The sequence below is a fragment of the Mesorhizobium sp. M0500 genome (assembly GCF_040321165.1).
In the GTDB taxonomy this organism is placed as follows: Bacteria; Pseudomonadota; Alphaproteobacteria; order Rhizobiales; family Rhizobiaceae; genus Mesorhizobium.
In genome coordinates this window covers 332,044-344,617 of record NZ_JAMYRB010000002.1, presented here as the reverse complement: position 1 = coordinate 344,617, position 12,574 = coordinate 332,044, and the positions used below count along the sequence as shown (strand labels likewise).

At 62.1% G+C, this 12,574-nt stretch carries 13 protein-coding genes and 1 tRNA gene; 9 read left to right on the top strand and 5 right to left on the bottom strand.

What is annotated here, in order from left to right:
- The first annotated feature begins 15 nt into the window (after positions 1–15).
- Complete coding sequence (locus NKI70_RS05515) at positions 16–354, top strand: cupin domain-containing protein (protein ID WP_352574624.1); 339 nt, start codon at positions 16–18, stop codon at positions 352–354.
- Between the two features lie 362 nt (positions 355–716).
- Complete coding sequence (recQ, locus tag NKI70_RS05510) at positions 717–2,555, top strand: DNA helicase RecQ (protein ID WP_352574626.1); 1,839 nt, start codon at positions 717–719, stop codon at positions 2,553–2,555.
- Positions 2,556–2,600: 45 nt separating this feature from the next.
- Here recQ and NKI70_RS05505 read toward each other — a convergent pair whose 3' ends face one another.
- On the bottom strand, positions 2,601–3,686 hold the full coding sequence (locus NKI70_RS05505; protein WP_352724357.1) for a DUF1186 domain-containing protein: 1,086 nt from the start codon (positions 3,684–3,686) through the stop codon (positions 2,601–2,603).
- 54 nt (positions 3,687–3,740) lie between these two features.
- Here NKI70_RS05505 and NKI70_RS05500 point away from each other — a divergent pair, with 54 nt between their 5' ends.
- Positions 3,741–4,889, top strand: a complete 1,149-nt coding sequence (locus tag NKI70_RS05500) for a hypothetical protein (RefSeq protein WP_352574629.1) — start codon at positions 3,741–3,743, stop codon at positions 4,887–4,889.
- Here the strand turns inward: NKI70_RS05500 and NKI70_RS05495 are convergent.
- Both NKI70_RS05495 and NKI70_RS05490 read right to left on the bottom strand, forming a co-directional pair.
- Positions 4,886–5,104 (bottom strand): hypothetical protein, encoded by a 219-nt coding sequence (locus NKI70_RS05495; protein ID WP_352450887.1) that lies wholly within the window; start codon positions 5,102–5,104, stop codon positions 4,886–4,888. The two genes, NKI70_RS05500 and NKI70_RS05495, sit on opposite strands and share 4 nt — an antisense overlap.
- A gap of 210 nt (positions 5,105–5,314) precedes the next feature.
- Entirely contained in the window at positions 5,315–6,232 is a 918-nt protein-coding gene (locus NKI70_RS05490) for an alpha/beta fold hydrolase (RefSeq protein WP_352574631.1), read from the bottom strand.
- A gap of 724 nt (positions 6,233–6,956) precedes the next feature.
- On the opposite strand from NKI70_RS05490, the gene NKI70_RS05485 reads away from it, so the two are divergent.
- Positions 6,957–7,553 carry a TetR/AcrR family transcriptional regulator gene (locus NKI70_RS05485; RefSeq protein WP_352724355.1) on the top strand — a complete coding sequence of 199 codons (597 nt, stop codon included), beginning with the start codon at positions 6,957–6,959 and terminating at the stop codon, positions 7,551–7,553.
- Positions 7,554–7,631: 78 nt separating this feature from the next.
- Positions 7,632–8,207 carry a DUF308 domain-containing protein gene (locus NKI70_RS05480; protein ID WP_352636892.1) on the top strand — a complete coding sequence of 192 codons (576 nt, stop codon included), beginning with the start codon at positions 7,632–7,634 and terminating at the stop codon, positions 8,205–8,207.
- 77 nt (positions 8,208–8,284) lie between these two features.
- Here NKI70_RS05480 and NKI70_RS05475 read toward each other — a convergent pair.
- A tRNA-Ser gene (locus NKI70_RS05475) sits at positions 8,285–8,374 on the bottom strand.
- A 338-nt stretch (positions 8,375–8,712) separates the two neighbouring features.
- Here NKI70_RS05475 and NKI70_RS05470 point away from each other — a divergent pair.
- The 3 genes from NKI70_RS05470 to NKI70_RS05460 all read left to right on the top strand — a co-directional run bounded on the left by NKI70_RS05470 (position 8,713) and on the right by NKI70_RS05460 (position 10,491).
- Positions 8,713–9,420, top strand: coding sequence for a 50S ribosomal protein L21 (locus NKI70_RS05470; protein WP_023678078.1), 708 nt, complete (start codon positions 8,713–8,715; stop codon positions 9,418–9,420).
- Between the two features lie 98 nt (positions 9,421–9,518).
- Complete coding sequence (rpmA, locus tag NKI70_RS05465) at positions 9,519–9,788, top strand: 50S ribosomal protein L27 (RefSeq protein ID WP_023678077.1); 270 nt, start codon at positions 9,519–9,521, stop codon at positions 9,786–9,788.
- Between the two features lie 115 nt (positions 9,789–9,903).
- Entirely contained in the window at positions 9,904–10,491 is a 588-nt protein-coding gene (locus NKI70_RS05460) for a GNAT family N-acetyltransferase (RefSeq protein ID WP_352471260.1), read from the top strand.
- Between the two features lie 10 nt (positions 10,492–10,501).
- Here the strand turns inward: NKI70_RS05460 and NKI70_RS05455 are convergent, their stop codons facing one another.
- Complete coding sequence (locus NKI70_RS05455; protein WP_352574637.1) at positions 10,502–11,371, bottom strand: endonuclease/exonuclease/phosphatase family protein; 870 nt, start codon at positions 11,369–11,371, stop codon at positions 10,502–10,504.
- 170 nt (positions 11,372–11,541) lie between these two features.
- Here NKI70_RS05455 and obgE point away from each other — a divergent pair, with 170 nt between their 5' ends.
- Positions 11,542–12,573: a GTPase ObgE gene (gene obgE, locus NKI70_RS05450; RefSeq protein ID WP_352621471.1), complete on the top strand. Its 1,032-nt coding sequence runs from the start codon at positions 11,542–11,544 to the stop codon at positions 12,571–12,573.
- Position 12,574 lies beyond the last annotated feature (1 nt).

The following is a 12,574-nucleotide window of genomic DNA, read 5'->3' as shown; positions in this document are numbered from 1 at the left end:
GGTGAGAGTTTGGCGATGACCGGAACCAAAATCTTCTCGCATGCCGGCGAGGCTGCGTGGACGCCGACGCCGGATGGCAACCGCAGGCGCGTGCTCCTGCACACGGATGAGCTGATGATGGTCGAATTCGGTTTCGACAAGGGTGGCGTCGGCGCGCTGCACTCGCACCCGCACGTCCAGGCGAGCTATGTCGCCGAAGGCCGCTTCGAAGTCACCATCGACGGCAGGACCGAAATCCTGGAAGCCGGAAGCAGCTTCATCGTCCCGTCCAACCTTGTCCATGGCGTCAAGGCGCTGGAGGCGGGACGGCTGGTCGACAGCTTTACGCCGCACCGCGCCGATTTCCTCGACTGAGCTGCGGGCCTGAAGATCAGGTAGCCGGTTCTCGGAACAAAAAACCCGCGCCTCCGGAGAGACGCGGGCGTGTTGCCTGGGCGCTTGTGGCGCCGCGGTACTCAAAACATCACCGCAGAACCTGAACCTGCCAAATGATGGTGAAGATAGGATTAACCGCTCCGAAGCGGTGCGATATTCACAGCCAAGGCGAATAGGGGCTGGAACGACGGCCTCATATCGGCCAATGAGAGAGAAGTTCGCCTCAGGCGGTGCCGCGGACAGGACCAGAGGGGTCGATAAATGTTCGAATCTGCTGTCCAGGCAATCACCTGGCGATTCGCCGCGGCATTTCGGCAGGTCGTATCCCCGAAAGTTCTGTAATGCAGGTAGCAGCGAGCATCCCTGCAGAGGATTCCAAACGGCGCGTCCTCAGGGATGTATTCGGCTTCGATGATTTTCGTCTCGGCCAGGCGGCCGTGATGGAGGCGCTGCTGGCCGGGCATCATGTGCTGGCCGTCATGCCGACCGGCGCCGGCAAATCGCTCTGCTACCAGGTCCCGGCGCTGGTGCTGGGCGGGCTCACCATTGTCGTTTCGCCGCTGGTGGCCCTGATGCAGGATCAGGTCGCCGCATTGCGCCTTGCCGGCGTGGCGGCCGATACGATCAATTCCTCGCTCGACCGCGATGCCAATGTCGCTGCATGGCGCCGTGTCGCGGCAGGCCAGACGCGCCTGCTCTATCTTGCACCGGAGCGGCTAATGACGGTGCGAATGCTCGAGGCGTTGACCAAGCTCGATGTCCGGCTGATCGCCATCGACGAGGCACATTGCATCTCCCAATGGGGACCGGCGTTCCGGCGCGAATACGAAGAATTGTCGAGACTACGTGATATCTTCCCGAAAGTGCCGATCATTGCGTTGACGGCGACGGCGGACGAGACGACGCGCACCGACATTGCCGCGCAACTGTTCGACGGGCGCGTCGATACCGTGGTGCTCGGCTTCGACCGGCCGAACATCAAACTAGGCATCGAGCCCAAGCAGGACAGCAAGCGCCAACTGCTCGGCTTCGTGCAGCGCCATGCGGGCCGCAGCGGGATCGTCTATTGCCTGTCACGCAAAAAGACCGAAGAGATGGCGGCGTTCCTCGAGCGGAACGGCGTACGCGCGCTGGCCTATCATGCCGGCATGAGCAAGGACGCGCGTGAAGCGAATCAAAACGCTTTCATGACCTTGTCCGGCGTGGTGATGGTGGCGACCATCGCCTTCGGCATGGGGATCGACAAGCCGGACGTCGCCTATGTCTTCCACACCGACCTGCCGGGCAGCTTGGAGGCCTATTATCAGGAAATCGGGCGGGCGGGCCGCGACGGGCGGGCGGCCGAGGCACATATGCTGTTCGGTCTCGGCGATATACGCATGCGCCGGCTTTTCATCGAAGACGAGGATGCGCCGGCTGAGCACAAAAGGCGCGCGCATGGCCGGCTCGAAACGCTGATCGGTTATTGCGAGACGACGCAGTGCCGGCGTCAGATCCTGCTTGGCTATTTCGGCGAAAACGCCTCGCCTTGCGGCAATTGCGACAACTGCCTTGATCAGGCGCCGCATGCGGATGGCGAGGCGGAGGCGCGGATCATCCTGGCGGCGATCGCACAGACCGGCGAGCGCTTCGGCGTCGCCCATGTCGTCGATGTCCTGCTCGGCCATGAGACCGAGAAGGTCCTGGACAGGAACCACCACAGGCTTGCCAGCTTCGGCACCGGTGTCGCGCATAAAAGGAGTTTCTTGCTGTCGCTGCTCCGCCAACTCGTCGCGGGAGGGTTCCTGACATTGGACTCAGCCGGCCATGGCGGCCTCGCCATTGCCGAGAAGGGCCGTGCGCTGGCTCGGGGCGAGGCCTCATTCCGGTATCGCGTGGACGCGCGCCAGTCATCGCGAGGCAAGATACGCAACATACAGGATACCGCAGCAGGCACGGAAGGTCTGGATTCGGTGCTGCTGGCCGCGCTCAAGGCTGTACGGCTGCGTCTTGCCCGGGAACGCCAGGTGCCGGCCTTCGTGATCTTTTCGGATCGTACACTGATCGATATGGCCGAACGCTGCCCGCGTGATCTGGACGCCTTCGCCGCGGTCAACGGCGTCGGCGCCGCCAAGCTCAAGGATTTCGGCGAGATATTCCTCGGCGCGATCGCTGCGCATCAATCCGGTGTGTCGGCGTGAGGGTAGCCAAAAATCAAACTCGCAATTGCGCGACACTGTAACAGGTTAGTTTGCCAGGCAGCATTTCTTTGCTTTCTTGCCGCTTCCACAGGGACACGGATCATTGCGTCCGACATGGCGCCAAGGATTTGTGACCGGCGCTGTCAATCTCGATAACTCGTCGAGCCAAGTTTGTTCCGGCAAGGGCGATTGCCAATCTTCCTCGCCAAAATACTCAAGGTGGCTGGTCCATTCCAACGCTTCAAGCACGTCGTCGATATAGCCGAAAGCGGCGCGCTCGAATCGATCGATGTCGTTTGGGCTTTGCTCGGCGGCCAGGAGATCGTCTTCGAAATCGCGGCGGTCGATTACCCCTTCGGGGATGCGGCCGTCGTTCCATGCGCTGTGAACAAGTGACGCCAGATCGCGCAAGCCAAGCAGGGCGATCGCCCCCAGCCAGGCGATCCAGGCGAAATCGTCGTCATCGGCCAGCCTCTCGGTGTGGAACCGCTCGAGAAAATCTCGCATTCGGTCACGCTCGATGCGGCCTTCCCAGGTCAGGAAGGTCGCTGCGCCCAAAACTGCATCGCGGACGAATTCATCGACGGAGCGGTCGCTGATCAAGCTGAACAAAGCGTCGGCGTCGCCATCAAATACGCCGGCGACGATACGCGCCATGCTCTCGGTCACCACGTCGCCGAGCAGGTCATCGAGGTCGCGTCCCGGCCGGCGCAGCAGGCGCAACAAGGGCCCGAACGTTCTAGTGTCGCGAGCGCCGCCCAGAATGTAGATGCCTCGCAAGAGCAGCATCTGATCATCCCGCGACAGAGCCTCTCCTTCGGCCGCTCTTGTGACGACGGCACGCAGCGCGGGAGCCGATTCTTCAATCCTCGCTATGCAGTGAATGATTGCGACATCCGGCAATTGCTGCTCGTTTGCCACGGCATGTAGTTGATCTTCTATCGGACCGAGATCGAAGCCGGGCTTGCCCCGGCCAAGGACGGAGTCCAGTTCTTCCTTCTTCATGGCATCCTCGCTGCCGTTCGCGCTTGCCAAATCTACGACAGGCCGGCTGCCTTTCAACAGTTCATCCGCACAAACGGCAAATTCCTGTGCAGAAAGTGCCAGACGGGGCGAGTTCGATCTCGACACAGCTCTATCCTGAACTGACCTGTGGGACGAGGATCGGCCAGCAGCCAAGCAAGCATGAGCGAATATCAATACTACGAGTTTCGGGCGGTCGACCGCCCACTCAGCGAAGCGGATCGCCGGGACTTGCGCGATGTGTCGACGCGGGCGCGGATTACGGCCACGAGCTTCACGAATTTCTACGAGTGGGGCGACTTCAAAGGCGATCCGGTCGCGTTGATGCGGCGTTGGTTCGATCTTCATCTCTATTTGGCGAATTGGGGCACCCACCGGCTGATGATCCGGTTTCCAGCGCGATTAATCGACCGGCAGCGTCTCGAGGGATTCCTGCATGCGGTCGATTGCCTCGAGATCAGCACGTCCGGCGAGAACCTGATCGTCGATATCCTGTGCGAAGAACTGGAACCTGCGGACGATTGGGATAATTGGGACGACGACTCGCACTGGCTCGAAGCACTGGCGCCGCTGCGCGCCGACGTGCTCGGCGGCGATCTGAGGCTTTTCTACCTGCTGTGGCTGAAGGCGGCCGAGATCGGTTCCGTCAAGCCGGACGAGGCGGAGCCTTTGCCGGGGATCGGCCCGATGACGCCCGCGCTCGACGCTTTCGCGCGCTTCTTTCAGCTCGACGCCGACCTCGTCGCTGCGGCGGCCGAGCGTCCCGCCGGCACGACAATGGAATTGTCGCCGGATATGGTCCGGCGTTCAGTCGGCGCCTTGTCCGATCATGAAAAGACGACGCTGCTCGTTCGTCTCGTCGACGGCGATCGGCATGTTGAAAACGAGCTTCGGGCGTTCGTCCGGAATCGCTCGATGTTGAAAGTCTCTGTTGGAAGCCCCATGGCCACTGTTCCCCGCTCGGCCGGCGAACTGCGAGCCCGTGCCGAGGCGATCCGTCAGGCCCGCGAGCGCGCGCAGGAGGAGCAACGAGAGGCTGAAAGAAAACGGCAGGCGGCGGAAGAGGCGCGCGCCCGCCGTATTCGGCTCGATGCGCTCTCGCGGCGCGGCGAAAGCGTCTGGCGTGAGGTGGAGAGCGAGATCGAACGCCGCAACCCTCCCGGCTACGATGAGGCCGCCAGCCTTCTGCTCGACCTCAAGGCAATCGCCGAGGAATGTGGCACGACCCACGATTTTGCTCGCAGGCTGCAGGCGATCCGCGATCGGCATATCCATAAGAGGCGTTTTATCGAACGGCTAAGAGACGATTAGCACCGGCTTCGTCTCGCCGCGGCAATCGCAGCCTCCTGCTGCCGCAAGCGCTCGATCTTCGCACTCTGGCGGGCAGCCACGGTCGAGGCGACACGCTGCCCTCCCAACAGCCAGCCCGGAATGTTGGTGTGGACGACTTTGCCACGAGCGATGGCTGTCGCCGACATTTCGTCGGCGACCGCGCCTATCGCCACGTTGAGCTCGACGCAACTCATCTTGTCGTATTTCGCAGCATCAAAGGATGCCGGCAAAGGCGATGCGCAACTTCCGACAAACATGAGGCTGCATATCAGAGGCGTGGCCGTGGAGATCGCCTTCATTCCCTTATCAAGCACGTTGATGCCGGACGGGCGGATTTTCGGAGGGTTCTCGATTTAGGGCCGCGAAGCGCTCGCGAGGTTCCGCGTAACTGAAGCATGTGACCTCTACAATACTCTGTGCTGACCGACCTGTTTGTCTTCAAAGAATTCCGAGAGAGCCGCTGCCGTCTTGTCGGGGTGCTCTTCCGGGAAAAAGTGCCCGCCTTGGACAGCGCGTCCTGCCACTCTGTCGGCCCATTTCCTCCAGATGGCCAGCGGCCCGCCTTCTTGCGCATACCAGTTCTCCAGGGCGCCTTCGCCACTCCATAGCGCCAGTAGCGGACAGTCGATGCGACGACCGTTTGCGTGGTCCAACGCGTCATGTTCACGATCGATCGTCGCAGCGGCGCGATACTCTTCGCAGATGGCATGAATATGCGCGGGATCGCGAAGCGCATCAACATAGGCGTTCCTGACCTCTTTGGAGACCATTTTCGCTGACGATCCCCACTGCGTTATTGCATCGTCGACGACAGCATCGGGAGCCGCGCCGATCAGACGCTCCGGTAGGGGCTCCGGCTGGGCAAGAAGGTTCCAGGGCCAGAAGCCAAGCGCCAGTCTGGCATCCGCCCGATCCCATGTTGCGGCGGTGGGGATGATGTCGAGGACGGCGATTTTGAGCACTTTGTCGGGATGGTCCAGCGCCAGGCGATAGGCAACCCGCCCGCCACGATCATGCCCGGCAACCATGAACCGCTCAAAACCCACTTGCTTCATGGCCTGAACCATGTCGCCGGCCATGGCGCGTTTGGCGTATGGGCTATGATCGGCAGAGGAAATCGGACATCCGCTTTGCCCATAGCCTCGAAGGTCGGCGGCGACCACCGTGAAGCGGAGCGCCAAGGCTGCGGCGATATCCCTCCACATCAGATGCGTTTCTGGAAAACCGTGAAGAAGCAGCAGCGGCGGACCGGTGCCTCCGACCCTTGCGAAAATCGTCGTATCGTCCAGTCGTAGGCTGGTGGCTCTGAAACCTGCAAACACCGTCAGCCTCCTCCGCGCCCTTAGGAAAGCTCCCTAAGGGCGCTAACGGCCGCCTGGGGCGAAAACCCCGGCCGCGATGGCCAGGGTTCAAGCCGGCCAGTTGCTAGAATCGAAACCAGACCCAAACGCGCCTGCGGAAGCACCGCCTGCGCCGATAGCCATTTCGCCAGTAAACGCGACAGACCCTTCTCCAAGCGCGCCGGCGGCGCCGGCGCGGCCGGTGCCACCGGCGATGATAGACTGGTTGCAACTCTGCTTGAGTTTCGTCGTCGTCGAAGGTCTCGACATCCGGCGCCTCGAGTTCATCGAGAATGCCGCTTCTGGCAGTTGGAACGCCGGCCACTGCGTTGATTGGCCGAACTGTGCTTGCAAGGGCCGCGGCCCCGGCAATGCCAAACATTCCTGTCAAAAATAGCCGCCGATCCATGGAAACCTCCCAGTCTTCAACCAGCGATAGAACAAGCTAACGATGGGGAGATAGCGCAGTCGGTGCAAACGCCTAGTGCCGCACGGCGATTAGCGGTGGTCCGGTCGGCCGGAGGGTGTTGCCTCGTCCTCGAAGTGGGATGGCTACCTCGATCGACAAACACCCGGAGCTTTCTGAATGGATGGCGGGCCGAAAACAATGAAGATCGAATGACGTCTACGCCATAGCCACGCAATTTCACGCTACTCGCGTTGCAAGGAGGCTTGACTGCCATCCTACCAGAAGGTAGGTAAAAGCATGAGCAACTTGTCTACCACCTCTGATGACATCCTGGCTTGTGCACGCTCACTGATCGTCGCTGGCGGCTACAACGGTTTCAGTTATGCCGACATTGCTGAAGTGGTCGGGATCCGTAAGGCGAGCATCCATCACCATTTCCCAAGCAAGGTCGATCTGGTTCGGACGCTGGTTGCGCGGTATCGCGAAGAAACTGAAGCGGGGATGGCAAATGTCGAACTTCACGAATCCGATCCGCTCGAACAGTTGCGGATCTATGCCGGGTATTGGGAAGCCTGCATCGCGAACGCCAGCGCCCCGTTTTGTATCTGCGCGCTGTTGGCAAGCGAGCTCCCCGTGCTGCCCGAGGAAGTTGGCCTTGAGGTCCGGGCGCATTTCCGCTCGCTGTCAGCGTGGCTTACATCGGTGCTGGAGCGCGGTGCGCGGCACGGCCAATTTCGACTGATGAGTACCCCTCGTGCCGAGGCTGAAGCGTTCATGGCGACCGTTCACGGCGCGATGCTTTCAGCACGGGCCTATGGCGATCCGAAGACATTCGCCGTCGTGACGGGCCCGCTCCTGGAGCGGCTCCGCGCTTCCCCCCGGATACGGGCCTAGACCTCAACTAAACCATAATAGCAATCACTCTGCGACGTTCGTCGAGAGTCCCTACCTACTAGTCGAAAGGACGATCCAATGACGGTTCACAGTGGCGATCTTTCCCGCGCCAGCCAGGAACAATGGCTCAAGCTCTATTACTTCGCTCGGACGGCGTTCTCGGCTGTCTGGGTGGCGGCTGCCTTTACGATGGGACAGCATTCCGGGGTGGTCGCGGCGGTGTTACTCGTGGCTTATCCTGCATGGGATGCCTTGGCCAATTTTGTCGACGCATCGCGCAGCGGAGGATTGGGACAGAATCGCACCCAGACCATCAACGTCGTGGTCAGTGTGGCGACAACGCTCGCGGTCGTTTTTGCGCTGAAGATGAGCATGAATTGGGTGCTGGGCGTGTTCGGCCTATGGGCGATCCTGTCCGGCCTGCTTCAACTCGGCACCGCCGTCCGCCGTTGGAAGAGCTCTGGTGCGCAGTGGGCGATGGTCCTGAGCGGAGGGCAATCGGCACTGGCAGGCACGTTTTTCATCGCGCAGGCGCGGATGCCGATGCCGCCATCGATCTCCAACGTGGCCGGCTATGCCGCAGTAGGCGCCCTCTACTTCCTTGTTTCGGCGGTGTGGCTGAGCGTGAGCCAATTGCGGCGGAAGGCTGCATAGGCCCGCGATCTTAAGCCATTACCGGCGCGATGAGAGATGCTGTTACCTATGGGTCCGGGTTGGACACCATTCCGAAGTGGCGGAGAGGGAGGGATTCGAACCCCCGATGGGCTTGCACCCATGCCGCATTTCGAGTGCGGTGCATTCGACCACTCTGCCACCTCTCCGCGGTCATGGTCCGCCGTTGCCGGCGCGGCGCACTAGATAACGGCTGGACAGGCAGGTTACAAGGGCCAATCTGCCCCGGCGCCGCAGCTTCTGTCCGTGCTTCCTTCGAGCCTCCGGCAGCCGCTGCTCGATATTTGCTAGGACTGGGCTCAACCCATTCGCAGCTTGCCCGCGGCGCTTGCCTTGACTCAAGCCGAACCTTCGGTTAGGGACAGCGCGCAATCGGCGTGGAGGGATCTTCCGCGCCGCTTGTTTTTTGAACCCGCAGACTGACAAAAAGACGGCCGAACCGCCTGAAGCGGTTCATCAAGGCCGACCGAACAGCGAAAGGCAAAAAATGTTCGCAGTCATCAAAACGGGCGGCAAGCAGTATCGCGTTGCCGCCAACGATCTCCTGAAGATCGAAAAACTCGAAGCCAATGTCGGCGACATCGTCGAGATCGGTAATGTGCTCGCGCATGGCGAAGGCGAAAACGTCACGTTCGGCGCGCCGTTCGTGGATGGTGCGATGGTCACCGCCGAAGTCGTCGAGCAAGGCAAGAACCGCACGGTCATCGCCTTCAAGAAGCGCCGCCGGCAGAATTCGCGCCGCAAGATCGGCCATCGCCAGCTTTTGACCACCGTCAGGATTGCCGAAATCCTGCTGGGTGGCGCCAAGCCGGCGAAGAAGGCCGCCGCCAAGACCGAAGCGAAGGCCGAAGTTGCAGCCAAGACCGAGGCGAAGGCTGAAGCCGCGCCGAAGGCAGCAGCGAAGGCAGAGGCTGCGCCGAAGAAGGAAGCCAAGGCCGAGACGACCGTGGACAAGGCTGCCGAAGCCGCCGCGCCGTTGTTCAAGGCGCCGAAGGGCGAGCCGGACGACCTGACCGTGATCAAGGGCATCGGCCCGGTCGCCGCCGGCCAGCTCAACGAACAGGGCATCACCACCTTTGCCCAGATCGCCAAGCTGTCCGACAAGGACGTCGCCAAGATCGACGAGCACATGCCGTTCAGCGCCGACCAGATCAAGGACTGGCGCGAGCAGGCCAAGGAATTGGCGAAGAAGTAGAACGAACCGGCGCAATCGGCGCCGGATCGGACTTGAAACGGAACGCGAACGCGTTCATAAGATCGTTTAGGCGCCTCGCGGCGCATCGGAGTAGTTAGATGGCACACAAGAAAGCTGGCGGATCGTCGCGCAATGGTCGCGACTCCCATTCCAAGCGGCTCGGCGTGAAGAAGTTCGGTGGCGAAGCCGTGATTCCGGGCAACATCATCATTCGTCAGCGTGGCACGACGTGGCATCCCGGCACCAATGTCGGCATTGGCACGGACCACACGCTGTTTGCGCTCGAAGCTGGCGCAGTCACCTTCAACAAAAAAGCCAATGGCCGAACCTACGTATCGGTGAACCCGATGACGAAGGCAGCGGAGTAGCCGGTTCCGCACGAGAACACCGGCACCCATCTCGGGACCGGTGTCTGGCCAAGCCAGGAAATGGATCAGGGGAGATGGGTTTCCATCTCCCTTTTTTCTTGCCTGGAGGACTGACATGGTTGCCGAAGCGGAAGCGACAGACGACGAAAGTTACACGATAGATTGCCCGGTGCTCGCGACCGAGCGGCTGGTCATGCGTGCCCCGCGTGAAAGCGACATCGAGCAATTGGTGGCGCTCGCCGACAACCGCCATGTCGCGGAAATGCTGGCTCGCATGCCGCATCCCTATGGCGAGGCGGAGGCACGCGCTTTCCTGGCCATGACGGCATCGCGCCGGGCCGGAATCGCCTATGCGTTGACGCTGGCCGGCACCGAGACCTTCGTCGGCTGTGCCGGGCTCAACACTACGGATCGTGGGCTGGAGCTCGGCTACTGGATCGGCGAGCCGTACTGGAAACGCGGCTACGCGACGGAAGCAGCGCACGCACTGGTCGATCTTGCCTTCCAGAGAACCACGATCCAGGTGCTGCACGCCTCGACCCGGGTTATCAATCCGGCCTCGCGCCGGGTCATCCACAAATGCGGCTTCCAGTATGCCGGCCAGGGCATGCTGAACTCGATCGTTGCCGGTCAGGTGCCGGTCGAGCGCTACCGCCTCGATCGCAAGACCTGGACCAGCCTGCGGAACTGGGTGCATTTTTGATGGATGCGGCTCACGTCATCTCGAGCCAGACCGGCAAGTGGTCCGAACCGGCCGCTTGCCGGTCGACCCACAGGCGCCTCAGCGATTTGGCAAGCGAGGCGCTGGTGAAGACGTAGTCGATGCGCTTGTAGCGGCTGGTATCGCCCGGCCGCTTGGGGTCGACCCAGGTGACGAGATCGGCGCCGGCGGCGCCGAGGCGCGTGGCGGCATCGACGGCGAGGTCAGCGGTCACCGGCATGCCGAATTCATGGTCAGCCTGGCCGGCGAGTTCGACATGTTCCGGCGATCCGGCCAGCATGTTGAAGTCGCCCATGACGACGAAGGCTTCGGGACAAGGCAGGTCCGGCAAGCCGATCTCGGCGACGCCGGAGAGCCCGCCGCCCTCGAGCGGGTATTTCAACAGGCGCTGGCGCAGAAAGCGGATCTGGCTCAGCCGTTCAACCGGGCTGCGGTGGTCGAGATGGGTGGAATAGAAGCGGATCGGACCAAGCGGCGTTTCGATCAGCGCCTCCAGCGCGCCGCGCTGGAAGTTCATCGCCTCGACACTGCGGCTGCGCGGCAAAAGGAGATTGCGCGACAGATGGATCGGCGTCCTCGACAGCACCATGTTGCCGAGCTGGAAGGTGGTCGTGATGGCACGGCCGTTCTCCAGGCGCGAGCCGGCGTCGGCCTCGAAATTGCTGCCGTAGACGACGAAATAGTCGGGCAGCGCCTCGCCGAGCTCGGCCACCATGTCGCGGCCGCCATTCTTCGGGTTGGCGCGGGTGACCTCCTGCAGCGCGATCACGTCGGCGCCGCGCACGGCATCGGCGATACGGCCGACATCATAGCGGGCGTCGAGGCCGACGCCGTAGTGGATATTGTAAGTTACCAGCTTCATTCCGACATCTCGCGCTTGGAAGCCGAGGATCGATTTTCGGCAAGGGTCAACCAAATGGTACGCGTCCAGAGCTACGCGCGACGTTACAGTAGCAAAAACGGCCCTCGCCCTTCGACCCGCCTTGGTTTAGAGCAATCCCGCAAAGCCAATAGCAGAAACCATACAATCCGATGAAATTTCTCGATCAAGCCAAGGTCTACATCCGCTCCGGCGACGGCGGCGCCGGTTCGGTGTCGTTCCGGCGCGAAAAGTTCATCGAGTTCGGCGGCCCGGACGGCGGCGACGGCGGTCGCGGCGGCGATGTATGGGTCGAGGCGGTCGATGGGCTGAATACGCTGATCGACTATCGCTACCAGCAGCATTTCAAGGCCAAGACCGGGACGCACGGCATGGGCCGCAACATGACCGGCGCCAAGGGTGCCGACGTAACGCTGAAAGTGCCGGCCGGAACACAGGTCTTTGCCGAGGACAATGAGACGCTGATCTGCGATCTGACGGTCGTCGGCCAGCGCTTTCTGTTGGCCAAGGGCGGCAATGGCGGCTTCGGCAACCAGCATTTCAAGACCTCGACCAACCAGGCGCCGCGCCGCGCCAACCCCGGACTGCCGGGTGAAGAGCTCAACATCTGGCTCAGGCTGAAGCTGATCGCCGATGCCGGCCTTGTCGGGCTGCCCAACGCCGGCAAGTCGACCTTTCTGGCCGCCGTCACCGCGGCCAAGCCGAAGATCGCCGACTATCCCTTCACCACGCTGCATCCGGGCCTTGGCGTGGCCCGCATCGACGGTCGCGAATTCGTCATTGCCGATATTCCGGGCCTGATCGAAGGCGCGCATGAAGGTGTCGGCATCGGCGACCGCTTCCTTGGCCATGTCGAGCGCACGCGTGTCCTTCTGCATCTTGTCTCGGCGCAGGAAGAAAATCCGGCCAATGCCTACAAGACCGTGCGTGCCGAGCTCGAAGCCTACGGCAATGGGCTGACCGACAAGGTCGAAATCGTCGCGCTTTCCCAGGTCGACATACTCGATGCCGACGCACGCAAGAAGAAGGCCGCCTCGCTGAAACGTGCCGCCGGCCGCGCGCCGATGCTGCTTTCGGCGGTCACCGGCGAAGGCGTCGAGGCGGTGCTGCGCGCGCTGATGGGGGTGGTGGCGGAGGCACGCGAAGCCGTCGCCGCGCCGGTCGAGACGCGCTGGAACGCATAGC